Consider the following 24,650-nt stretch of genomic DNA (forward strand, 5'->3'; position numbering starts at 1 on the left):
CCGGCCCACCAAGAACCAGCAAAGCCACAACATCACAGCACGTCAAAAAGGGTCTTCCCCGCACACGCAGGGGTGTCACCGTTCCCCTCAGCCCCCGGTTCCGCCCTGTCGAGTCTTCCCCGCACACGCAGGGCTGGCACGACCACCGCGCTGCTGGGGGTCGGACGCGCCTGCTACCTCGTCACGCAGGATTGGCGCACCGGACGCCGGCGGGGAGGCAGGCTCGCGCCTCTCCTGCCTGTGCACGCAGAGCCAGCAGCGCCGTATCCGGTAGCGTTGCGCACGGCACCACTGCCGCGCCGACAGCAACAACGTGCCCGCCCCGTTTGGGAGCCGACACGGTGGTGACTCTGCTGAAAGGCCACCGCGGGAGCGCCTTCTCTGCACTTGCAGAGCTGCCACGCGCCACCAGATCCTGGGGCGCAGGCCGCGCTTCCTCCCTGCACACGCAGGGCCTGCACCGTCTGGTCGGGATCCGCCAGCGCTCCGAGCCTTCCCCGTACTCCCGGCGCAGGGCTGACGCATCTCGGGCGAAGATAGCTTCGGTGAGGTGGATCCCCAACCTGCATTCGCAGGACTGGCACGGATTCCACGCCGGCACGTCGAAGGCAACTTCAAGTCCCTAACCCTCTGGAGCTGATGTCGACTCGGACTTGCTCGGCGATTTTATGACGGTAGCCATATCAGGTTCCTGTCGCGGTGGACTGCACCGTTGCGGTCAGCACGTCGAAGGCGTCATCAGCCAACTGGGTGTGTTCGCGCCCGGGGGGCACGATCTTGCGGGTCGCGACGACGAAGTCCTCGATGTCCTGCCGGCAGGCGCTCAGATGGGCGTGGCCGTCAGGCGCGTCAAGGCTGATGTGGACGCGCCTGTCGCTGCCGTCCGTGGCGGCCAGGGCCGCCGGGTCGCTCCAGATCCTGACGTCGCCAGTGCCAGTGGGGTGGGTGAGGCCGTCGGTAAGAAGGTCTCGGGAGAACATCCACGTCACCGGCGGCTGCCCGTCGGGTGCGAGGGCCATCACCACAGCGTAGGGGTCGTGGGAGCGGTAGAGGAGTTCGGCGGGCACGCCGATGTCCTGCTGGCCGGGGGCGAGCAGGCGCAGGCGCATCCGGGCACGCAGTGTGGTCGCGCCGTTTGCGGTGACGCTCTCCATGTCCAGACGCGGGTTTCGGGGGCGGGTCTTTGGCCGGTCAGCGGTAGGTTTCGGGCTATCGGCCCGGTTGCGGGCAGGCCGCGGGGCGGCACCCTGCCGTGCTGGTGGCATGGCAGGGTGGGGTTGGCCGGCCGCTGGCGAGGCGGCCGACGGGTCGGGGGGCAACGGATGGCAGCCGTCGTTGAGCAGGAGCCTCAGGCGCTGCTCGAGTACCGAGGTGTCACCGTGAACAATTCCGTCGGTGTACAGCATTAGTTCGCTCCCAGGTGCGGGGGCGGATTCGGCGGGTTTCTGCCCGGGCGGCAGGGCATCTGCGGAGTGGGTGCTGTGCTGTGCTTCGCGGGCGGCGAGGCGGAGCAGGAGGGCGGGCTGATCCTTGGGGCATTGGTTCAGGGCCCACAGGGCCAGGCGCGGCCAGGGCTTGTCTTCCCTATCGGTTGCGTGTAGCCCTGGCCAGTAGGGGTCGGGAGTGTCGGTGGCGGTGTGGCAGGCCGGCGGTCGCAGGAGGAAGGAGTCGTGGGCCCACCAGGTGGGACGTCGATCCTCGTTCGGGGCGCCGCTTGCCGACGTGTGGCCGGCTGCGTTGCGGTATGCGTCGGGCCAGGCGCTTCGGTGGGTGCCGGTGTGGAGCAGGCATTCCAAGAGGCGCTCATAGGTGCTGGTGTGGCTGTGCCGAGCCGCTGATCGGGTCAGCGTGTGCAGGACCTCCTCGGCAAGTTCGCAGGGGTCGGCGGAGGGCGGCGTGTCGAACAGGCGCTGGACGGTGGTGGTCTTGCCTGTGCCCGGGCGGTAGGAGACGAACAGCATGACCGGCTCCTGGACGCCCTCAGGCTCGTACCAGGGGTCGCTGTGACGTCTGACGGTGGCGGCCAGGAGCGCAGCCAGGTCGGACTGGCCGGTGCCGGCGGTGTCGGCCAGGAGCGTGGGCAGGCCCGTGCCGGGCAGCCGCTCGAAGTGCAGGCCCTGCCCGTGGGCCCAGTGCCTGCAGCCGCAGTCGTGGAGCGCATCGTGAGCGGTCTTGATGCGGTAGTTGTCGTCGGCGTTGTCCAGCAGCACCGACCAGGCCGGTCCGGGTTCGGGACGAAATTCCAGCGCGGCGTACAGGGCTGAGGCGAATGCGTTCCTGCTTCGGGCGCCATCCGCGGCCAGAAGCTTGAACAGGCCGGCAAGGGGTGCCTGCGCCTGGGAGTGGAACCTGGACTCGATACTCCCGTCCCCATGCTCCAGAAGAGCTCGCAGCAGGGCCAGCGCCGCAGCCCGCCTGCCGCCCGTCGGCGAAGCCGCGAGGAGGACCGGGCCGCCCCTGCGGGAGGCAGCCGCGGTGTGCCAGGTGCGCGGCGCGCGCCAGGCTTCGCGCATCGAGGCGGCGTTCTTGTGCGCGTTGTCCTGCCCGGCGCTCTCCTGCCGGGAGGCGGGCTGTCGGGGGGAGTCGGCCGTGGCACTGCCGCTGTCGCCGTCGGCGCTGTCGTGGCCGAGGTGGCGGGTGAAGCGCTGGGCAACGGTGTCAGGCAGCGGCTGCATGAAGGCCTGCACGTGGGCAGCCCCCAGGCTGGAGGCGGCCAGCAGCTCGTCAAAGCCCGCAGCCGGGTCGGGAACAACCGCGTCATCGGCGGGGGTCATGTCGTCTCGGATGGTCATCGGTCCTCCCTCGTTTCAGTCGGTGTCGGTGTCTGAGGCACCGCCGCGGAGTTTGGCGCGGGCCCGGCCCACGCGGCTCTCCAGGGCCTTGGTCGTCAAGCCGACGTGGAGGGCGGCTTCGGATTGGCGGAATCCGGCGGCCCGCAGGACGAGTGCTTCCTTGACCTTGGGGTCCTCCAGGCGCTCGAGGACTCCCTCGACCCGCTCGCGCAGGACAACGGCCTTCAGCGGGTCGACGGCGCGCTGGTCCGGCAGGGCAGCCAGGGCCAAGTCGGGGCTGTCGCCTGCCAAAAGACGCTGGGAATCTCTGTGCCGCCGGTACCAGCGCTGGTATTCGGCCTTGAAACACAGCAGGCAGGCGCCGACGAAGAAACTGGTCAAACTCGCACCGCCCTCAGGAGCCCAGGCCCCTTTGAGAAGAGCGTGCCGGCGAAAGAGCCGGGCGGCGGCAATGGTCGTCTCAGCGGCGACCTCGTGGCGGTCGTCGCGCAGCCAGGGTGTGGCGATCATGTCGTCGGGGACGGGTCGGCCGAAGGCACGGGCTCGGGCGAACACCTCACCGCTGGCGCACCAGTGGTTGAGCACGCTCCAGCCGTAGCGCATCTGCTGCTCCATGAACGTGTCGTAGAGCGGCCCTTTGAAGCCGACCTGCCGCAAGCGGCGTACGACCTCGGCGTCCGCGGCGCGCCTGGCCGCCCGGTCCGCGAGGTGGCCGCCGCCGATCCGGACGAGTTCTTCTTCCAGGTCCGCCAAGTGGGGGCTGTGCTGCGCGGCGGTGCCGACAGGCTGTGGGCCTGAGCCGCCGGACGCGGTCTCTGACGTCTCGTATGCCACACCCGCTCCTCCTGGACGCATCTTGCGCCGCCCCCCTGACGGCCCGACACAGCCAGTTGTAGGTCCCGCCCCGCAGCCGCCCCTCGCCCCGCAGCACATTTTCTCAAGTGATGTACGTCACACGAGGGGTGATGATGCGTCAGCTGCCTACACCCCTGGTGCACGGGCACCGCGCACCAGGCGCAGCCGCCCCCTGACCCTCTATGGGAGCCCGCCATGACCAGCAAGCAGCCGCGCCCGCTGCTCAACCAGCGCGCCGCCATGATCTTCCTGCTCGGAGCCCTGTGCGCTGCCGGCGCCGGCATCCTGACCGTGGTGGCCGGAGCCGCACTGGCCACCGGCGCGCTGACCGCAGGAGGCACCTTCGCCGGCGCCGTCGTCTTCTTCCACTCGATCATCGAATAGGCACCCGCTCACGCCAATGGATGACCCTTTCGGCCCGGGCAGCGGTGTCACGCTACCCGGGCTCGGGGTCGCTGTAAGACGGGACTCTGCCTCGCCCGGTTACAGCGGAGGCTTCCCGTGTCCAGAGTTCACCGCCGGGTCTCATGCCCGGCCGCGCTTGGCCTGCCGCCCTGACGTGCCTTGGAGGTGAACAGGCGGGCACGCCAGCCGCACGCCCTCATCGGGCGCTCTCACCGGCCTGCTCACGGCCAGCCCGACCCGAGGGACGCCGAACTGCAGCGCCGCCATCAGCAACTGGCAGCAGGGCGCGGGAGGCACCGAGCAGGTAGTGGGTGACCGGCGCTTCCATCTCCTCGCCGCCCACACTGGCTTCGGCAGCCGAAGAGGGCAACGACCACCTCACCGCGGGCGCATCGAGGCTCCAGGTTGCAAGCGGCCCAGCGCTGATGATGACTCGTCGGGCTGTGCTGCAGGCTCCCCCTGGGGCAGTCGGCTCTGTCCGCGGCGGACCGGGGTCACCGTGTTGCGGTCCCGCACACGCGCAGGGGTGTCACGACCGGTCCGGCAACCGTCCGGTGACCGCCTGCCGGACGCGGGCGCTGCGGTCGTTGCGGAGCTGGTCGAGAATCGGGGCGTGGGGTTGTTGTTGGCCGGCAGGCATGCGGCTCAGTGTGTGGGCCAGGTTGGCTCTGACGGTGGTGTTCGTGTCGTTTGCGAAGGCCTGTACCCAGTGGGGTTCCTCGTGGGGGCGGCGGGCCCAGCAGACAACCGCGCACTGGCGCATGTGTGCGGCGGGGTGTGCGGCGATGAGGTGGATCGGGACCGGATCGAGCAGGTCGGTCGCATCGAGGGCTTGGGCACAAAGGCTGGCTGTGCTTGGGGGGCCGGGGTGGGCGGTGATGTAGGTCAGGGTGAGCCGGTTGATGGCGGCGGCCTGTTCGGGGGTGGTGGCGCACGCGGCGGCGGCATGGAGTGCGGCGGCGGGCAGGTTCTGGGCGTCGGTGGTGACGGTGAAGGCACTCAGGGGGTGGTGGGAGCGTTGTTCGAATTCGTCCATGGGGTGGCTGCCCGGATTGGTGTGCAGGGCGATCAGAGGGGCGACCATGGCGGTGCGTGTTTCGGACGGCAGGGCGGGGGCCAGTCGGGCGAGTGCCCGTAGGACGGTGGTGCGCCGGTCGGCGGTGTCGCGGGTGTCCTGTGCCCAGGACAGCAGGTGGTGTGCGGCCTTGTCGCGTAGTTGTTCGATGGGATCGTCGTCTTCGGTGCCTGCGGTGCTGCTGCCTGTGGGTACGACGGTGAGGAGGGCCGCGCACAGGACGGGCCAGGTGCTCATGCCTTGGATGACGCCGGGGGTCAGTACGGGTTCGGCGAGGAGCTTCGCGGTGAGTTTCCGTGCGGTGTTCTCGACGGCCGCATCGTCGATGCGCCAACTCGCCAGGATGGCTGCCGTGTCCAGGTCGCCTGTGCCGGCGCGTTGGAGCAGTTCCTGCTTGATGCGGTCGTGGTGGGTGGTGACTGCGGTGAGGTGGGCCGAGGCGTGGGGGATGCCGGATTTCAGGGCGTCCCAGAGTGCGTCGACCGCTTGGCCGGCCTCGGTGAGGTCAGCTTGGGTACATGCCGAGAAGAGGGCGAGCATCGGGTCGTCGGTGAAGCGGTAGTGGTGGGGTTGTCTCGGGAGCCAGGTCAGGACGGTCGGCCAGACGCGGGTGAGGGCGGCTTGCGGGAGGCGGTGGCCGAGTGCGGCCAGCGCGCCCGTTGCGTGGCGGACCGGGTCGCTGCTCGACATTCCGGCGGGCGGGCCGTCGACGACGATGCCGGCCAGGTCGTCGGCGATCTGCTCGACATCGCGGTCGGGGACGAGGTCGGCCTGTGCCTCGAGTACGGCAGCAGCGGCTTCTCTCACCCACCGGGCCCCGATCTCAAGGAAGCAGCCCGTGTCGAGGAATTGGTCCGTCTTCGCGGCGACGGCGACCGCCTTCTTCCGTTCTCCGGCGAGGATGAACTGCCGTACAGCCTGCTGCGGCATGTCGGCGCGCTCCCACGCCTCGCCCAGCCGCTTTCGGGCGATCTGCTCGTCTGCCAAGGCCCCGCCGAGGCGTTCTTGCCACAGCCAGCGGCGGGCGTCCCGGACGGCTTCACGGGGCCGGTCGTCGACGAGTTCCTCCAGTGCCCCAATGGCCGGGTCGTAGGCGCCCTGGATGAGTCCTGCTTCGCGGGATCCGATGGTGCGGGCTCCCAGCAGGGCCGCCGCGGACTGGGCGAAGCCGTCCCTGCCGTAGGAGAACTGGTGCGAGAGCATCGCAATGGTTCGCAGGGCGTGGCGGGCATCCGCCGCAAGGCCTGCGGACATCGCCGCCAGGACCGCTCGGCGGTAGGCCTCCACCGCCTCGGCTCCCTCGTCCGCCATGGCCAGGGCCCGGCCCTGGCGCATCAGTACCAGCGATGCGAGCCGCTCGGGAATGCGACCGCTCAGTGCCCGCGAGGCCAGGTCGGCATAGGCGCGCGCTGGTGGGGTGTGGGCGCGGATGGCGAGGTCTGCCAGGCAGCACTGCATGCGCACCCGAATCTCGGCCGGCTGGTCATCGGCGATGCGCTCCGACAGGGCCTGCAGGTCCTCGGGGTCGTCCAGCGGATCGTCCTCCACCACAACCTGCTCGGCCACAGCAAGCGCGAGACGGCCCGCAGGCCGTATGCCGGCGTCTGCGAGTTCGGTGAGGGCGGTGACGACGGGGCCCAGGTCGTAGCCGTGGACGTACCAGTCGTTGAGTGCCTGCAGCACGGTGTAGAGGTGTCTTTCGGCTCCCTGGCAGTCCGCGGCCAGGCGTTTTGCCTCTGCCAGTTCCTGCCCCGCTGTGAAGCCGTTGTCGTGATGGTCCATCAGGATTGCGGCGGATACCAGGAGGGCTTCGTGCGGCCTTCCGCCGGCGTGGAGCAGTTCTCTGCGGCGGGCGTGGATAGTGGCGGCGTGGGCCCGGTAGTTGGCCTGGGTGAGGATGTCGGCGAGGTCTGCCATCAAGATGGCCGCCTTGAGCGGGTCGGAGGCAGCCGTCTCCTCGGCCCTGGCCAAGGCGGGTGCCAGCTCCAGGTACTCGAGCGGGTCGTTGAGAAGGGCGTAGGCGTTCGGCAGTGCCGGCACGGGCGGCAGTTCGAGGCCGTAGAGGGCCTTCGCCCATTGGGAGCCGAATACTGCGCCCACCACGGTCGGGCGGTCCCGCAGGAAGCGGGTCAGGGCGGCGGCGTCGTAGAGGTCGATCTGCAGGTCGTCGTGGTACTTCTCCTGCAGGGCGACGAGTTCGTCCTCGACGGCGGTGTCGTCGACCTGGCAGCCGACCGCCAGGACGAACCGGACGGCTTGGAAGCGCCGCCTGGTCCATTGCGGCTCGGGGGTGGTCGTCCGTGGGGGGCCCGCAAAATCGGTCACCGCCTCGCGTAGCGCGGCCGGGCTAAGCGAGACGATCCTGCGGACCTGGTAGACGTGGGTGCTTCCGCCCTTGCGGCCGATCAGATCCAGGCCGCCCTGGTTTTGGCCGGAGCGCCCGTAGCCGCGGATGTCGTTCATCCCGTCGACTATCCACATCGTCTCGCCGACCAGCCGCTCGAAGAGGGGCGGCGAGAGCTTCCCGCACGGCAGGATGTCCGCGGCCAGAGGCGGCGGCAGAGACTGGGTCGGCTTCCGGCTCACCAGCGCACTCAAGCGCACCTGATCGAGACCGTCGTCCTCGTCTGCCATCACACGATCCCCTATCCGGCGCCGGTGCAGTCCATCACTACCACCAGGGACCGACAGGACCCGGCAGGCTCGCTTCACAGAGGAGAGCTGGTAGGCAGGGCAGGCAAATCCAAAGCTCTTCATCACCGGAGCCGCATCCGCTGGCAGGAGCAGGCCTTGAAGTACCCGGCCTCCAGCGGTGACTACGAGCCAACTATCCCGTTGTGCAGCCTCGTTCTGGCGGGAGGGCCGTACGCTGACCGTCCTGGATGGGCAGGTTCTCGATACGGTCCGAAGCAGGGTGGGGGCGAGTGGCCGAGCACGTGGGATCGGTGTGGGGGCGCTGGGACTGGGAGCACAGGGACAGCGAGCGCTTTTACGGCAGGGCGCTGGTTGCCTGCCTGGCGGAGGAGTCGATCAGCAGGAACTTCGGGCACAGGAGCGTCACCAAGGACCGGCTGGTGTCAGTTGCCGGCTCATGGGGGTTCGTCAGTGACGTGCTCGCCCAGACCAGGGGTGAGTATGTCGCCTACCGCCGGTTGGACAGTGACGCGGCCAACGCCCGCTTGGCCTTGAGTAGGGCGAGGTCCGCCCTGGTGGTCGACGGTTCGGTGAAGCTGTGCGCCGCCATCTTGTCGCTGGCCCCGCTGTGGCTGCTGGCCGACTTCCTCCTCGCTCATGGGAGCCTGTCCGGCTTTCCCGCGTTCTTGGCGTTCTCGGGTGCAGTCGCAGTGTTCATATGGTGCGTCCGCAAACGCCCGCAGTCGCAGCAGTCCGCGGAGAGCATCGCCTCCTGGTTCATCGCGTGGACAAGGGATCGTCGGCGTGAACGCTCGCGCAATGCGCACCGCGAGGTGTGGGCCAACGCGCTGAAACCGGTCCTGATACTGAAGTTGCAGGCCCAGGTCGACCTGTTGCTGGGGCCGGACCAGGAGTCCTTGCTGCGGGTGGAGGACCACGGGGGCCTTCGGGATGTCCACGCCCCGAAGTACGTGGTGGCGAGCACCGCAGAGGAACTGCTGCGGCAGAAGATGGACCAGCTCGAGGGCGGCACCATCGCCGTGTGCGGCCCCAGGGGCGCCGGGAAGACGACGCTTCTGCGGTCCTGCCTGGTCAGGCCCCGCCACAACTTCGACCTCACCGTGTTCGTCCAGGCGCCGGCCGACTACACGCCCCAGGACTTCCTCCTGGGCCTGTTCGCCAAAGTGTGCGAGCGCTATCTGGAGTTCTACGGCGAGGGCTCCGACAGCGCCGTGTTCACCCCCAAGCGGCGTCGGCAGAACCTGTACCAGCGGTCTTGGCGAGCGCTGAAGTGGCTGGCCAGTTTCGTTCTGGCCCTCGCCGCGCTGGCGGCCGCGCTGGGCCGGGGTGTGCGGTGGTCCTACGACCGGTACGTGAAGCCGCAGATCGTCGACCACCTCGGCTACTGGTGGTCCTGCTCCAGGGATTGGGCGGTGGCTTTCTGGACGAGCCATCCCTGGTGGTCAGGGGCGATTCTGCTCGTCGTGGGCATGCGCCTGATGCCAACTATCAGGTTCCGCAAGAGGACATCGGCGAAGTCGCTGATCAGCCAGCGGTGCCAGCGCTACCTGTACCGGCTCCGTACGGTGCAGAGCTCCAGCACCACGGTGAACATCGGCGTCGCGGGCCCGCAGGAGACCTCGCTCGGCCACTCGAAGACCACCTCGCTGTCCTCAATCCCGCTCACGTTCCCCGAACTCGTCTCGGAGTTCCGCGAGTTGCTGACCGATATCGCCGCCTGGCACCCCCGGTACTTCCGCAGGGCCAGGGTCGTCATCGCCATCGACGAGCTGGACCGGGTCGGCAACACCGCGCAGGCCCGCAAGTTCCTCGGGGAGATCAAGTCCGTCTTCGGTATCGAGAACGTCTACTTCCTGCTCGCCGTGGCGGAGGACCTCGGGGCGGCCTTCGTACGCCGCGGCCTTCCCCACCGCGATGTGACCGACAGCTCCCTCGACGACCTGCTCTACATCCCGCCGCGGACACTGGACGAGTCCCAGCAGATGCTGGCCCGCCGGGCCCCCAGCATCACGCCGCCCTTCGTCCAGCTCCTGCACGCGCTGTCCGGCGGCGTCCCCAGAGACCTGATCCGCTACGCGCGCAGGCTGGTCGAAGTGCACCGCTGGACGACCCGCTCCGAGCGCAAGGACCTGGCCCCGGCCGTGATATGCGAGGAACTCGGCGACACCCTCGAGGGCTTCCGGACCCTGATGGCCGCGCACCAGTGGTCGGCCGACAGCGGCCGGCTGCTGGCCGACCTGCAGACCCTCGTGCAACTGCTCCACTCCCCCCTCTACCGCGACAGCGCGGAGTCCCGCCACAGGATCCGAAACCTCGCCACCAACCCCTCCGCGGCGCAGGCGGGCTCGGCCGGAACCGGCCCGCAGGCGCAGCAACTGCCCGGAGAAGCGATGGTGCTGTGGCAGGAGGCATCGGCATGCACCTACTTCTCGCTGACCCTCCTGGAGATCTTCGGCGCCACGAACTTCGAGATGCTCCGCTCGCAGGCAGCCGACGAGGGACGCCACGGCAGCCCCCAGCGCTTGGCCGAGGCCCGGCAGGAACTCGCCGTCTCACCGCACAGCGCACGGATCATGCTCGACGACATCCGGGCGGCATGGGGGCTGCCGGTGTACAGCGCGTAACAGCCCGGCAGCGACAGGCAGCAGGCGCCGCTGCGCTCTGCCGTCCTATTGCCGATCCCAGCCGGGACTCGAAGTCTTCGCTTCCATGGCCCTGTTGCTGCCGGGCCGGTGACAGTGCTCAGTTCTACGGTTGCGGCATGGGATCGAAATCCGCGCGGCGCGCGCACCGGGAGAAGGCACGCAGACGCAACCGAGGGCTGCCCGGCGTCTCGGGTGTCATCGACGACTCGCCTGCGCTCTGGGCGGAATCCTCTGCCGAAGCGCTGCAGTTGCTTGCCGACACCGGCAGTGTGCAGGCCGCCGGAGCAGCCGCCCGTGACATGCTCGACCAGGCGGTCGATCACCTGGCGGAGTTGCTCGAACCGTACGACGGTTGGGATGTCATTGAGCTTCTGCGTATCCGGACCCTGCCGATCTCCGGGCCGTCGCCGGACGGCGGCGCGGAGAGCATCGTCTCCGTCATCGAACTCGTGGCGTTGATCGCCGCTTCGCGGCACGAGCCCCCAAGCGTCGAGTCGGCAAAGCAGCAGGAGCTCGCCGCGGTCGTCGATGCGGTGTACATGGCCGCGGCGCGGTGTCTGCGGATCGGCGCGCTGGTGACTGCGTTCAGCACGGCAGCGGACGGCGGCCCGCTGGCCCGGCTGCAAACGGGCACGGTCGTGCGTGAAATGACGCTGCGCAACGTCGCCTATCCGCACATGGCCCGTGACACCCTCCGGGACCTGTTCGGCCATCCTGCTGTCGAGTCGGATTGCCGCGCGGTCCTGGGGTTCAGCGCGGAAGAAGCCGTGGCCGTGCTGGACGCGTGCACGAAGCTGCGGACACAGTCGTGGCAGGCGCGGATGGAGCGTCTGGCGTCGCCAGCCAGAGGGCTCTTGTGCTCGACGAGGCCGTGCGCAGCGGTTCGGGCGACAGTCTCACAGCCTCCGCGCGCGAGGCCGCCGAGCAGGTGCAGGCGGCAATACAGGGGCTGTGGAAGGCTCCAGCGGACGGGGCGGCGTTCGGTGTGGACGACTTGTGCCGGCATACGGGCCTGTCGTCCGGTGTGGTGTCGGCTGTCGTCGATGCCTTCACCATGCCCGAGGCGCAGGCTCCGCCTCGCGAGATGGCGCTGCGCTTCCTTTCCGGTGTGTCGCCCCTGCGCACGCACCCGCTGCTACGGGACGCGACGGGACGCGTCCTGCTGGTCCATGACGTCCTACACCTTGCAGCTGTCCGGGAGACGCTCGAGCAGGATCTGAAGGATGCAGGCCGGTGGGACGCCTACAGCAAGCACCGCGGCCGGTACCTGGAAGAAGAAGCGGCCCGCCTGTTGACCGTGCACTTTCCCGGCGCTGAGGCATACAGCGGGTTCGAGTACTTCGTTCCCGACCCCGAGGCTCGCGTGGTACAGCAGGAGCCGTCGCAGTACACCAAGTGCGTCGAAGCCGACGCACTCGTCGTCGTCGACGATGTCGCCCTCATCATCGAGGCGAAGGCCGTGGCACTGACGCCTGCGGCGCGGGCAGGGCACGGCCAGAGACTGCGCCGGGATCTGAGCCGTATCGTCACCGACGCCGCCGAGCAGGCGCAGCGGCTACGGGAGCGAATTCGCTCGGATGCGGGATTGCGGCTGCGGGACGGCATGTGGATCGATCTCGGGCATGTCCGCGAGACGCACACGGTGGCGGTAAGCCTCGAGGACCTGTCCGGTATCACCACGGTGACCGCGGAGTTGGTGCGCGCCGGTCTGCTACCGCCCGGCGACCTGCCGTGGACGGTGTCGCTGCACGACCTTCGGGTCATCAGCGAGCTCGTGGCGCGGCCCGCGGAGCTGCTTCTCTACCTGCGCAGGCGCACCGGGGTGGAGACGACCCTGAAGTTCGTTGCCGTCGACGAGCTCGATCTCTTCCTGCAGTTCTACTCCAGCGGCCTGTGGGTGGAGCCAGACCCGGATGCGGTCGCGGCCGCACTGCCCGGGTTGGGGTCTGCGACCACCGCGTCACGGCGCCGCCGAAGCTCCGAGCACGGCGAGGTCATCGTCAGTCTCACCGGACCGCTGGATGACTGGTACGCGTACCAGCTCGGCGACAGCCCCGTGCCGGCGCCGAAGCCGGCCATGGTCGGTGACGCGGACCTGGTCGCGTTCGTCGACGCGATCGCCGAGACGGCGGCGCCGGGCTGGCTTGCAGCCGGGGCCGTCCTGCTCGGCGGATCAGCGAAAGGCCAGGGCCAGTTCACCGCCGCCATGCGGAAAGTCTGCACGATGACGGCGAACGACGGCCGACCGCACACCATCGCGCATGTGTGCGGCACGACGCCGGCGGACAGCAGCGTCCTGATCTGGATGAGCGTCCCCCATCCGACCAGTCAGAGAGCCGCCGAGGTGTTCCTGGACCGCTACCTGCGGGCGAAAAAACACCAGTTGGGCGTCAGCCGCGCCTTCGCCTTCCTTGTCGACGGCCGCTCCCGACGACTGACGGGAATGCTCTACGACAACACCCTGCCGGGTCCGGACCCTCTCCTGGACCGACTCGTCGCCCAGTAGGCGTGGCGACCGTGATACCCCGAACGCTCCCACCACCACCCCGCGCCCCGCCGTCGCAAGCCCAAGCGGCAAGGCTGAAAAGTTCGTTGAGTGACCGGCTTCCCTCCACTGCGACACCGCAGATGTGACAGCAAAGGAATGACTCGGCCAGACCTCTGCCACCCGGCTCGTCAGGAGACCTCACCCCCCGCACAAGCAGCAGTGCCTCGGCCGAGACGATTCTGCTGGCTGCCACGGCCGACAGGACAATGGCGCGGGCAACGGACTCTGCGAGGTAGGCTCATCCTCAGGCAAGCACCCATCCGCAAAGAACCAGCAAAGCCACGACATCACAGCACGTCAAAAAGGGTCTTCCCCGCACACGCAGGGGTGCCACGTACGGGCCTAGCCCGAGGGTGCGGCCTCCCGCGTCTTCCCCGCACACGCAGGGGTGCCACGTACGGGCCTAGCCCGAGGGTGCGGCCTCCCGCGTCTTCCCCGCACACGCAGGGGTGCCACGTAGCACGGGACGTCACCGTGGACCCCACCACCGTCTTCCCCGCACACGCAGGGGTGCCACAGCCGAGAAGAACGCTGGATGGGCCGCCATGCAGTCTTCCCCGGTGCCACGACACCGCCGAGCTGGTAAGTGCGCCCATGGGCGACGAATCCTCCCTGCACACGCAGGGGCACCGCCCGACGCCCGTGCCATCCCCTACCAGGCGGCATTCCCCGTGCTCGTGCAAGTTTCTTCGTCCACCCATCCACTGGGCACTCCGAAAGTCAAGAGCGCCACAATGCCGGGCACCATGACTACGCCGCAGGTCAGAGTGCCTCTCGTATTGCGATTCTCACTGCAGTTCGCTGCAGATTCTCATTAGATGTCTCGGCTCGTTCTCATGTGATGTCACCACACAAGCCTTGTCCCTTAACTCACAGCACAGGTCAGACACGCGAGCCCGCCCGAGCGCTATGACACTAGCGCGAGACATCAGGCAGACATCGAGATGCAACTCAGCACTCGGGCCCGGAGAAGAGCCTGGGGACATTCTCGCCTCCAACTCCTACGGCCCGTTGGTGCGGATCCTGACCGCGATCCGCTCGTATGACGCCCGCATGCTGGAAGCCCTCGCCGTGCCGCAGCGCAGCGGCAGGCGCAGCAAGGGGCGCAGCGCTGAGGCGGTCGGCTCCGCTGGTGAAGGCGGGGGTTCGGGCGGGGTGGGGGCGTTCACGTTGCCGGTTCGGTTCCAGGGGCGGGTGGATGAGGACGCGTTGGCGCTGTTCGTCTCCACCCAGGTGTTCCGGAGTGAGAGCGCTTACTGGAGGGAGGGGATGGAGCACTGCAAGAAGTGGTTCGACGAGACCGGATCATTGGAGGTCCCCTACAACCAGATGGTCGGTGAGCTGGGCAATTTTGCGCTCGGCCGGTGGGTTTCGGATCGTCGGTACGAGCGGGTCTGTGGCGACATGCCCGGCTACCGGGTTCTGCTGCTCGATATGGTCGGGATGATCTGGTCGGTGTCCGACGCCAAGTTCGAGACCGGACTGGCTTGGGCGCGGCAGTGGGCCGCTGAGCACGGCGGGGGCCTGGCTGTGCCGGCCCGGGCCTCGATCCAGGGCTACCCGATTGGTACCTGGCTGGCTGGCCTGCGGGCGCAGGCCAGCGTCCCTGACGGCGAGAAGGGTGTACTTGAGCCGGAGCGGCGGGCCGTGCTGGAGGCGATCGACCCGTGGTGGTGTCCGGCCTGGCCGGTTACCTGGCAGCGCGCCTATACCGCCGCCAGGATGTGGTGGCTGGAGAGCGACGGCCGCGTCGACTGGCCCGCCCTGCCCGCCGGGACGGTGTTTGAGGGCGAGCAACTCGGCCGGTGGATCGTGGCGCAGCGGGCCGGCTGGTCGAGCCTGGCGGAGGAGCAGCAGGAACTGCTCGCTACGCTCGGCATCGAGCAGGATCCGGAACTGGCTGCCGCGGCGGCCGCGGCGCGGGCGGCGAAGGCCGGGCCCCGTATCTCCCAGGCCGACCGGTTCGCGCAACACTTGGAGGCCCTGCAGCGGTTCGCGGTGCGGGAAGGGCACGCACGTGTGCCAAGGCAGCACAAGGAGCTGCTGGAGGTGCCTTCCGGGGCCGAGGACGGTGCGGTGGAGACGGTGCTGCTGAGCCTGGGGTCGTGGCTCAACAACCAGAAATCCAGGCGGGCTGGCCTGACCTTCGAACAGCTCCGGCTGCTCGGCCGGGCCGGGGTCGACTGGGCAGCGGAGCTTGCCCCTCTCCGGCGGGAGAGCGAGGAAGCGGCGGTGCAGGTATGAACGAGATCGACTGGGCATCGGCGCGGGCGTCGATCGGGTCGTTCGCCATCGGGCAGTGGCTCGGCGCTGGTGCACCAGATGGTGGGGTGCTGCTGCGGCTTTGAGGCCCTGGGGCCGTCACCCACTGCTGGTGGTGAGGTGACGGCCTTCCCTGTCGACCCCGACGGTACTCCAGTACCCAGGCGACCCTCACCGAGTGGGTCTGTACGGTCATCGGCTCTGGCACGTAATCGGTGGTGACCAAGTGTGACGACTGTCGTTGGCATGGCGTGCACGACGTCAATGAGGTTGTCAGCGTGGTGTTTTCGGGGCTGTCTGCACTGGTCGTCGAGGGTGTGGCGGACGAGGGCGAGGTCATCCGGGTGTCGGCCCGGACTCGGGGCGATCCGGTTCCGTGCCCGGCGTGCGGACGGCTGACAGGGCGGGTGCACGGCTTCCACGGACGGGTGGTCGGGGGTTTGCCGGTGGACGGCCGGCGGGTCGTGGTGTCGGTGAGGCTGCGGCGACTGGTGTGTCCGGTGCTGGGCTGCCCGCGGCAGACGTTCCGCGAGCAGATTCCCGGCGTCGTGGAGCGCTACCAGCGCCGCACCAGACGACTTTCCGACCAACTCGGCTCTGTGGTGAAGGAGTTGGCGGGCCGGGCGGGCGCCCGCCTCTCCCGCGCGCTGACGTGCGCAATCTCCCGCTCGACCGCCCTTCGTCTGCTGATGCGCCAGGCGCTGCCGCCCCTTCGCATCCCGCGCGTGCTCGGAGTCGAAGACTTCGCCTCGAGCGCCGGCACCGCTACGCGACCGTGGTCGTCGATGCCGAGACCGGCGGGCGGATCGACGTCCTGCCCGGCCGCACCGCCCAGGCCCTGACCGCGTGGCTGCGCGAGCACCCCGGGATCGAGGTGGTCTGCCGGGATGGGTCCGGCTGCTACGGCGAGGCGATCCGCCGGGCTCTGCCCGACGCGGTGCAGGTCAGCGACAGGTGGCACCTCTGGTCGAACCTGTGCGACAGGGTCCTGGTCGAGGTCCGCTCCCACACCGCCTGCTGGGCCACCGCCGTGAACCCGTCCGACCCGGTGGCATGCGCGAGCAGACCATCCGAGAGCGTTGGAAGCAGGTCCACGACCTGCTCGGCCAGGGTGTCGGCCTGCTCGAATGCGCCCGCCGTCTCGACGTCGCCCTGAACACCGTCAAGCGGTACTCCCGCGTGAAGGAGCCCACCGGCGACCGCCGCGCACCTCGCTACAGGCTCACGCTCGTCGACCCTTACCGCGGCCACCTGCGCGCCCGCAGGGCCAGGGGCCCTGCGGTACCCGTCACGCACCTCCTCAGGGAGATCAAGGAGTTGGGCTACACCGGCAGCGCGAACCTCCTGGTCCGCTACCTCAACCAGGGCCGCGCCGAGGGCGGCAGGCCCGTCATCATCCCGAAGCACTTCGCCCGACTCCTGCTCACTCGCCCCGAGAACCTCCGCGACAAGGACACCGAACTCCTGCGAGAACTCACCCATGCCTGCCCGAGATAGCCGAACTCGCGAGCTTTTCCCGCGAGTTCGCCACGCTGCTGACACCAGCCGAGGGCAATGGCGCCAGACTCGCCGACTGGCTCACCCGGATTCGCACCGCCGCCCTCCCCCAGCTGCACTCCTTCGCAATCGGCCTCGAACTCGACCGCGCCGGCGTCGACGCCGGGCTCACCCTCCCCTACAGCAACGGCCGAACCGAAGGCGTCAACACCCGGACCAAGCGAATCATGCGGCAGATGCACGGCCGAGCGGGCTTCCCCCTACTCCGCCACCGCATCCTCCTCCCGTGATCACCACATACCGTCACCACCGATTACGGACCAGAGCCGATGACCGTACAGACCCTGCCCGCCCGGTCACACCGGCGGGCGCCCGGCGGCCGGAACCGTGCCCCTGCCGTTGCCCGCGGCCAGGAAGCGGTGCAGGGAGGCTGTGGTGGCGGCCGTGAAGGCCTCGCGCTGCTGCGGGGTGACGGCGTCCAGGGAGAGGTAGGGGTTGAGGTCCTCCAGTTCGACCAGGAGCAGTTCGCCCGCCGTGGTGCGGCAGGCGTCGATGCGTTGGATGCCGTGGTCGAGGGTGTTCCAGTCGATGAAGCGGCGGGCGAAGGCCAGGTCGGCCGGGGTCGGGCGGTAGGGCGTCAGGTGCCAGCGGCGGGCGGGGTCGGGGGCGTGCAGGGCGTACTGGAAGGCGTCGTCGACGAAGTAGAAGGAGACCTCGTAGCGGAAGTCGACCAGGGGTTGCAGGAGCAGGCCGTTCCAGTCGAGGCGGGGCAGGTCGGCGCGGTCGACGACGGTCAGGCCGATCGAGTCCGCGCCGTCCTTGGGTTTGGCGACGTAGCGGTCGGCGGGCGGCAGCAGGGCGAGGTCGGCGGGGCGGTCGACGGTGGGGATGACCGGGAAGCCTGCTGCTGTCAGGGCGGGCAGGTAGCCCTTCCCGGCCATGTCGCCGCGGCCGGTGAGCGGGTTGTAGACGCGGGTGCCGCGCTCGGCCGCGAGGCGGCGGAAGGCGTCGTACTGCCCGCGGTAGTGCACGACGGGACCGCTGTTGCGGACCACGACCGCATCGAAGGCGTCCATCAGTGCGGCCGCGTCCCGCGGGTGGCACAGGGCCAGGTCGAAGTGCTCGCGCAGGCGCGAGGTGAGGTGGATGTCCTCGTCGCCGTAGCGGCGCCCGCGCGCCGGGTAGGCGAGGTCGGTGACGAACAGGATGCGGGGGCGCTCGGGCACGTCGTCGTCCTTTGCTGGCGGGTGGGCGGCCACTCTACGCAGCGCCGCCCGGGGCCGGTACCACCCGCCGGCGGTGCTCAGCCCACCTTCTGCCGGGAACCGGGACGGGGACGGGTACGGGTACGGGGACGGGGGCGGAGGAAGCGGGAGGCGCGGCCCGCGGCCGGGGCCGGGGCCGGGGTCGTGGTGCGGGCCGGGCCGTCGGGGACGGTGAGGGCGAAGAGGGCGGCGGCGACGGCGACCGCGGCCAGGACGTAGTAGCTGAGCTGGTAGGAGGCCATCGGCGGGTGGGCGCGCTCGGTGCCGGTGGCGCCGAGGACCAGGACGGAGGTGACGACGGCCGGGGCCAGTGCGCTGCCGGTCTGGCGGACGACGGTGTTGAGGGTGGCGGCGTGGGCGACGTCGGCGCGGTCGACGGTGCTGAACGAGGCGATGGTGGTGGGGATGAAGACCCCGCCCATGGCCAGGCCGAGCAGGAACATGTAGCCGCGGAACGTCCACAGGCTGGTGCTCGCGTCGGCGGTGGCGAACAGCAGCATCACGCCCGCGACGCCGAGCAGGCCGGTGCCGATGATCAGCCGCGGCCCGACCCGGTGGTAGACCGCGCCGACCACCTGCATCGTCACCAGGACGCCGAACGCCTCGGTGAAGGTGGTGCTGCCGCTGTCCAGGGCCGAGCCGCCGCGGGCCTCCTGGATGAAGATCGGGCCGAGGAACATCGCGCCCATCATCGGCACGTAACCGACCAGGCTGATCAGGTTGGTGTCGCGAAACAGCCGGTCGCGGAACAGACGCAGCCTCAACACCGGTACGGGCGAGCGGAGTTGGTGCCGGACGGCGACGACGAGCAGGCCCGCGCCGACCACGAGGGCACCGACCACCTGCGGACGGTCCCAGCCGAGGTCGGGCCCCGCGCAGATGCCGTACATCAAGGTCGCGGTGGCCGCGGCACACAGCAGCAGACCGGGCAGGTCCAGCCGTCCGGCGGCGTGGTCGCGGTGCTCGGCCAGGAACAGCGCCCCGAACAGCACCGCCGCGGCACCGAAGGGCACGTTGACGTAGAACACCCAGCGCCAGGACAGGCTCGTGACCAGCAAACCGCCCAGCAACGGGGCGATGGCCGGAGCGATCTGCTGCGGGATGACCATCAGCCGCGAGAGCCGGACCTGTTCGGCCTGGGTGAAAGTACGGAAGAGCAAGGCCTGCGAGGTCGGCATGAGCAAACCCGCCGCCAGACCCTGCAGAGCACGAGCGCCGACCAGGGAAAGCAAGTCGGGAGCCGCGCCGCACAGGCCGCTGGCGGCGGTGAAGGCTGCCAGTGACAGCAGCAGCATGCGGCGGCCGCCGTAGCGCTCCACCAGCCAGGCGGAGGCGGGGATCATCATGCCGAGGCAGACCGGGTAGACCACGACGACCCCGGTGAGAGCGGCCGGGGTGAGGTCGAACTGCCGGGCGATGCTGGGCAGCGCGACGATGGTGATCGCGCCGTCGATGATGCAGATGAAAGTGGTCAGGACAGCCATGATGGGCACGACACGGCGCTGGCTCAAGCGGGTGCTCATAGAAGCTGAGCATACTCACTATGATGATGCTCAGAAAGTCTGCGGGTCCGCGGAACACACCGCAGCGGCCCCGACGGGCTTCCGAAGAGGACGAAGAGGATGGGGAAGGCACGGCATGGCAGAGGAACCGGCAGCCCGGCAGCGGTTCGGCAGCAGCGACGTCCTGGTCGACGAACTCTTCGCCACCACGCACAGGTTGCGCATCTTCGTGGACGGCAGGCTGCGCGAGCACGGCGCCTCGGTCGCCCGGCTGCGGACCCTGCGCGTCCTAGCCCTCGCGGGCAAGCCGCTGCGCATGCGCGACCTCGCCGAGCACGTCGGCAACGCCCCCCGGACGACCACCACGATCGTCGACAGCCTGGAGCGCGACGGCCTGGTCGAACGCGTCCGGCACCCCACCGACCGGCGCGCGTTCCTGCTCACCCTCACCGCGGAAGGCACCCGCCGCCACCGCGAGGCCGAGGAACTCGACCGGGCCGCCCTCGCCGCAGCCACCGGCACACTGGACGCCACCGAGCGCGAGCAACTGCGCACCCTGCTCGGCCGGATCCGGGCCGCGGTGGACACCGACACCGGTCGCGAGGACAAGAGCGGTGGCGAGGACAGCGGGGACGGCGGCGGGGACGAGGACTGAGCCGCGGGCGGGCGCCGACTGGGAGCGACGCTCCTGGGACGGACCCTCCGCTCTACGGGCGGCGGCGGTGCGGCCATAGTCGGAACGGGCCGCCGGAGCGCCGGAGCGCCGGAGCCCCGGCGGCCCGGAGCGGGAGGGAGCCGTCCGATGGAGGAAGCCGTAAGGGAAGAGACGCGGGAAGCCGTGCAGAAAGCCGTGCAAGAGTCCGTACGGGAAGAGGCGCGGGGAGGCGTGCAGGAGTCCGTGCTGGTGGCGCCCGGTACGCGGCCGCGCCACTTCGTCCGCAGGGCGGGGCCGGTGCCGGTGCTGGTCGCCGGGGGCACGGGGGCGCCGCCGCGACCGGCGCGCCGGCCGACCGGCTCGCCGACCGGCACACCGTCCTCACCTACGACCGCCGCAGCCTGTCCGGCAGCCCAGCAGACCAACCGGAGCGGACGACAGTGGCCGTGCACGCCGACGACCTGTCCCGGCTGCTGTCCTCCCCCACGGCGGAGCCCGCCCTCGTCCTCGCCAGCAGCCTCGGAACGCTGGTGGCACTGGAGCTCGCCGCCCACCACCCCGGCCTGGCCAGGCCAGGCCAGGCCACCGCAGTGGTCGCACACGAACCCGCGGCCGTCCAACTCCTGCCGGAGCACGAACGGGCCTCGGCCGTACACGACCTCCTCGAAGCCGAGGAGACATTCACAGCAGACGGCATCGACACCGCACTGCACCGGTTCGCACGGTTCGCCGGGATCGACCCGACCGACCGCGCACCGGACGCCCCACCGCGGGCGCGAGGCCCCGAACAGGTGCGCAACGCCGAGTTCCTGCTCCGCCACGACATCCACATCCCCCCACCGCCACCGGCTCGACCTGGCCGCACTGCAAGGCTCGGACGCCCGGATCGTGCCCGCCGCAGGCGAGAACTCCGCCCACATCTGGCCGCACCGGTGCGCCCAACTGCTGGCCGCGGAACCCGGGACCGCCTGCGAGGCCCTCCCCGGCGGGCACAACGGCTACGCCTTCCGTCCGCGGGCGACGGCGAAACGGCTGCACCGGATACTCACCACCCCCGGGCAGAGGGCAGCGGGCGGGGTACACCGACGGACGGGCAGCGGACAGCGGACAGCGGATGGATGGACGGACGGACGGCGGCAACCGTCGAACCCGCCGTCAGCGGGCGCTCAGAGCAGGCGGGTGAGCAGGATCCGGCCGCCCTCGTACACGCCGCCGTCGATGGCCACGACCCGGCCGCCGGCGTAGCGCAGCGGCTCCCGGACCTCCTGCGGGGGGATGCCGAAGTGCCCGGTGAGCGTGCTGTGGCCGTGGACGAGGAGGGTCCCGCCCAGGGCGTCCAGGACGAGGGCCACGGGGTCGCGGGGGTCGCCCGGCCGGGCGTTCCGGAAGGCGCCGCGGGAGCTCATCCGCCTGCTGAACTCCAGCCAGGCCCCGGGGTGTTCGCCGGTGAGCACGCGGGCGGCGGCGGCGTTGACGGCCGCGACGGACGTCCCGAGTTCGAGGTACTGGGTGGTGTCGGCATGCAGCAGCAGGTGACCGTCGACCAGGGCCGCGGCAGGGAGCCCGGAGAGCCACTGCCGGTGAGAAGGGGTCAGCCGCCGCAGGTCCGTCCCGCGGCCGCCGAAGCGGGCCCAGCCGCCGTGGAACCCGCCCGGCTGCTCCCAGCCGGGGACGGGAGCGGCGCCGAAGCGGTGCGCGGCGAGCAGTTGCACCTCGTGGTTGCCCAGCAGGGCGCCCACCCGGCCGCCCTCGTCGCGGGCCTGCGCGGCCAGGCGGCGAATGTCCTCGATGACACCGATACCGTCCGGCCCGCGATCCACATAGTCACCGAGCAACCACAACCGGGCCCGTCCGCCGGACCAGTGCCCGTGCGCGTCGGCGAGCCCCGCCTCGCGCAGCGCGTCCTGGAACTCCGCGCGGTGGCCGTGGACGTCGGCTGCCGCGTACAGCGGGGCGGGTGCGGAGGACACGGCGGGACGCTACCAGTACGCCGACGGGGCGGGCGGCCATGGGGTGGTGGCGATCGGGTAACAGGCGTGACCCAGGGGACGGCGATCCGGTACGGTACGCCAGCCAACCGGTAATTTATGCACACCTTATGTCCAACTGGGGATACCAATGAACATCGATTTCAGCCTTGACCCGGTCTTCTCCTGGTACGTCATCCTGCTGATGTTCAGCGGCCTGGCGACGATCTGCATCGGTCTCGTCCCGGTCTCCGCGCTCAGCGTCGGCTGGCGGATCGTCAACGTGATCGCCGGTCTCGCCTTCTTCGGCTACGGCGTCTACCTCTGCTTCTTCTTCGAGGGCACCAGCTACCGCATCTTCTTCCAGGCGCTCATCGTGCCGATCGCCCTGGTCGTCAACTTCTTCAAGGCGATGTCGAACCGCAACCGGCCGACCGTGCCGGTCCCCCCGCAGGCCCAGGGCCCGTACCCGGGCCAGGCGCCGTTCGCCGGCCAGGCCCCGGTCCAGCCGCAGGCCCCGGTGCAGCAGCCGCAGGCCCAGCAGGCTCCGGCCGCGGCGCAGGCCGAGGGCGGCCCGACCGCCTGATCGTCTGATCGTCTGATCGATCGGTCACCTGATCGCCCGGTCGGCTGACCTTCCGTCACCGCCCGTCCGCCCGACCCGGTTCCGTCCGACGCCGTGCGGGCGGGCGGTGACGTGCGTTCACCGACGGTGCGGGACCGGGCTGTTGACGGACTTTACGTGTTCATGGATAGTCTCACGCGCGGGGGCGCCCCGCGGGTGAGAGGGGTGTCGGGATGGGAATCCACGGGGTGGCGACGACCGGTGCGCGGACGGGGCGGGTCGATCCGCTGCTGGCCGACCGGGTCGTCGAGGCGCTGCTGCTCGTCGGCCTGCCCGTCGCGCACGGCGGCCACGGCCCCGGCGTCCACCTGCTCGCCACCGACGGCGGGGACGGCGGCCCCGACACCGACCGCTGGCCGGTGACCCTGCGCTGGATCTGTTCCCCCCGCCTGGAGGGCGCGGCCGCGGTTGCGGGCGCCGACGCCCGCAGCCCGTGGTCCCGGACGCGGCAGGTGGTCGCGGACAGCATGGAGACCGCGCTCGCCGAACTGCTGCCCGCCCTCGGGGTGAGCGCCACCCGTGCCGACGCGGACGGGCCGACCCTGGTCGGGCCGGGCAGCTCCGACGCCCCCGCCGGGGCCGGGGCGGGGAGTTCCCCGGCCGGGAGCGCGGCGGCCGGGGGCGAGATCGAGATCGAGGTCCATCCTGCCGTCGCCGCTGCCGTCCGCCGCGGCGCCGCCCTCGCGGGCCTGCCGCTCGCCCGGGGCCCCCGTACGTCCGGCGTCGCGTTCGCGGCCTGCGGCCCTGCGGCGGGCACGACGGACGGGCAGGCGGCCGCGGCGGACGGGGAGGCGGCCGCGGTTGTCGATGTCGCCTGGCAGCCCTCCCACCAGTTGCCCGGGGAGCCGCTCGTGGCGACGGCCGTCCGGGAGGCCATGCACCACGCGGTCGGCACCGCCCTGGCCGCCTGCGGGCTCCGCACCTCCTGGCACCGGCCCGCGGACAGCGCCCCGCACCTGCACGTCACCGACCACTGACGGCCCGTCGGCCCGTCGCCCCCTCCCCCGGCGCCGGTGGACCGGCCCGCGCCGCGCCTGCCCGCACCCGATCGCCGACACGCCCTCAGGGCCCGCTCCGCACTGGTGCGTTCACGACCCACTCGGTTCCGCGCTGCCCTCCCGCCTCCTGGCACCTTCCCCCACGCAGCGCTGAACTCGTTCGAATGAGCCCCGGGGGGATCAATTGTGCGCGTGCCCGACGGACCCGTACCCGCGGTCGGAGGAGGCCGGAGGGGCGGGGCCGGTTCCGGGCGTGACGGGCGGTCAGGCACAGTAGAGGGGTGAGGGCCGGTCCCGGTGGCGTTGTCGCCGTGCGGGGGCGGCGGGGTGCGAGGAGGTGGAGGTCGCGGTGGTGCGGCGCTTGGAGTTCGACGAGGGTCAGGCGATCAGGCTGCTGGGGGTACCGGTGATGGTGTGGCGGTGGGCCCGGTGCAGCGGGTTGGTGCCGGTGCCTGACCTGCCGGACGGGCGCTGGTCGCGGGCGGTGCTGGAGGGCCTGGACGTGGGGGTGCTGCGGGCGTCCGTGCCGCCGGAGTTGGTGGAACCGGCCGACGCGGCGGACCGGCTGGCGGCGGCGCTCGGCACGCCGAACGTACCGGGCCGCCCGCCGGTGGTCTCCGCCGCGCTGGTGGCGAACCTGGTGGCCCGGGGTGTGCTGGCGGACCTGAGCGGCAACCCCCGGTACGTCTGGATCAACCCCGAGCAGGTCGACCGGCTCGCCGCCCGGCCCGACGTCCGGCGCCTGCTGGCCGGTTGAGCTTGGCGTTCAACCGTTCGCAGTGGTTCGTGGTTCGTGGTTCGTGGTGCGTGGTTCGTGGTTCGTGGTGCGTAGTTCGTGGTCCGTGGTTCGTGGTTCGTCGGGGTTCGGTGCCCTTCTTGCGGTGGGCGGCCGGCTGCTGATTGA

14 protein-coding genes and 1 pseudogene are annotated in these 24,650 nt (G+C 70.5%); 9 read left to right on the forward strand and 6 right to left on the reverse strand.

The annotated features are described in order from the left end of the window. Positions 1–683: 683 nt before the first annotated feature. A complete protein-coding gene (locus tag OO57_RS42385) occupies positions 684–2,792 on the reverse strand; it encodes an SsgA family sporulation/cell division regulator (protein ID WP_051777125.1) in 2,109 nt (702 codons plus the stop codon). 15 nt (positions 2,793–2,807) lie between these two features. After that, positions 2,808–3,545 carry an RNA polymerase sigma factor gene (locus OO57_RS10640; RefSeq protein WP_158715079.1) on the reverse strand — a complete coding sequence of 246 codons (738 nt, stop codon included), beginning with the start codon at positions 3,543–3,545 and terminating at the stop codon, positions 2,808–2,810. A 297-nt stretch (positions 3,546–3,842) separates the two neighbouring features. On the opposite strand from OO57_RS10640, the gene OO57_RS10645 reads away from it, so the two are divergent. Continuing rightward, positions 3,843–4,031, forward strand: coding sequence for a hypothetical protein (locus tag OO57_RS10645; RefSeq protein ID WP_033252111.1), 189 nt, complete (start codon positions 3,843–3,845; stop codon positions 4,029–4,031). Positions 4,032–4,581: 550 nt separating this feature from the next. Here the strand turns inward: OO57_RS10645 and OO57_RS46725 are convergent. Further along, positions 4,582–7,761 (reverse strand): hypothetical protein, encoded by a 3,180-nt coding sequence (locus tag OO57_RS46725; RefSeq protein ID WP_158715080.1) that lies wholly within the window; start codon positions 7,759–7,761, stop codon positions 4,582–4,584. A 290-nt stretch (positions 7,762–8,051) separates the two neighbouring features. Here OO57_RS46725 and OO57_RS10655 point away from each other — a divergent pair, with 290 nt between their 5' ends. The 4 genes and pseudogenes from OO57_RS10655 (at position 8,052) to OO57_RS38415 (ending at position 17,024) form a co-directional block, all read left to right on the forward strand. Further along, positions 8,052–10,406: a P-loop NTPase fold protein gene (locus OO57_RS10655; RefSeq protein WP_033252113.1), complete on the forward strand. Its 2,355-nt coding sequence runs from the start codon at positions 8,052–8,054 to the stop codon at positions 10,404–10,406. Between the two features lie 877 nt (positions 10,407–11,283). After that, a complete protein-coding gene (locus tag OO57_RS39310; protein ID WP_051777127.1) occupies positions 11,284–12,933 on the forward strand; it encodes a hypothetical protein in 1,650 nt (549 codons plus the stop codon). Positions 12,934–13,989: 1,056 nt separating this feature from the next. Continuing rightward, complete coding sequence (locus OO57_RS10665) at positions 13,990–15,219, forward strand: helicase associated domain-containing protein (RefSeq protein WP_158715081.1); 1,230 nt, start codon at positions 13,990–13,992, stop codon at positions 15,217–15,219. Between the two features lie 299 nt (positions 15,220–15,518). Next, a pseudogene (locus OO57_RS38415) lies at positions 15,519–17,024 on the forward strand (ISL3 family transposase). Positions 17,025–17,090: 66 nt separating this feature from the next. Here the strand turns inward: OO57_RS38415 and OO57_RS10675 are convergent. Both OO57_RS10675 and OO57_RS10680 read right to left on the reverse strand, forming a co-directional pair. Further along, positions 17,091–17,960 (reverse strand): hypothetical protein, encoded by an 870-nt coding sequence (locus OO57_RS10675; protein WP_033252115.1) that lies wholly within the window; start codon positions 17,958–17,960, stop codon positions 17,091–17,093. A gap of 77 nt (positions 17,961–18,037) precedes the next feature. After that, the gene (locus tag OO57_RS10680; RefSeq protein WP_234337298.1) at positions 18,038–19,483 is read right to left on the reverse strand and encodes a DHA2 family efflux MFS transporter permease subunit; all 1,446 of its coding nucleotides are present in this window, start codon (positions 19,481–19,483) and stop codon (positions 18,038–18,040) included. A gap of 154 nt (positions 19,484–19,637) precedes the next feature. Between OO57_RS10680 and OO57_RS10685 the strand changes: the two genes are divergently transcribed. Next, a complete protein-coding gene (locus tag OO57_RS10685; RefSeq protein ID WP_081973593.1) occupies positions 19,638–20,156 on the forward strand; it encodes a MarR family winged helix-turn-helix transcriptional regulator in 519 nt (172 codons plus the stop codon). Between the two features lie 1,166 nt (positions 20,157–21,322). On the opposite strand, the gene OO57_RS10690 is transcribed toward OO57_RS10685, so the two are convergent. Beyond that, positions 21,323–22,126 (reverse strand): metallophosphoesterase, encoded by an 804-nt coding sequence (locus OO57_RS10690; RefSeq protein ID WP_051777131.1) that lies wholly within the window; start codon positions 22,124–22,126, stop codon positions 21,323–21,325. A gap of 148 nt (positions 22,127–22,274) precedes the next feature. On the opposite strand from OO57_RS10690, the gene OO57_RS43730 reads away from it, so the two are divergent. From OO57_RS43730 to OO57_RS39320, 3 genes are all read left to right on the forward strand, one after another. After that, entirely contained in the window at positions 22,275–22,709 is a 435-nt protein-coding gene (locus OO57_RS43730) for a hypothetical protein (protein WP_051777133.1), read from the forward strand. Positions 22,710–22,921: 212 nt separating this feature from the next. Next, positions 22,922–23,725, forward strand: a complete 804-nt coding sequence (locus OO57_RS10700; protein WP_158715082.1) for a hypothetical protein — start codon at positions 22,922–22,924, stop codon at positions 23,723–23,725. A 370-nt stretch (positions 23,726–24,095) separates the two neighbouring features. Continuing rightward, on the forward strand, positions 24,096–24,503 hold the full coding sequence (locus tag OO57_RS39320) for a hypothetical protein (protein WP_158715083.1): 408 nt from the start codon (positions 24,096–24,098) through the stop codon (positions 24,501–24,503). Positions 24,504–24,650 lie beyond the last annotated feature (147 nt).

Origin of the sequence: Kitasatospora phosalacinea (assembly GCF_000717185.1) — a bacterium.
In the GTDB taxonomy this organism is placed as follows: domain Bacteria; phylum Actinomycetota; class Actinomycetes; order Streptomycetales; family Streptomycetaceae; genus Kitasatospora; species Kitasatospora phosalacinea_A.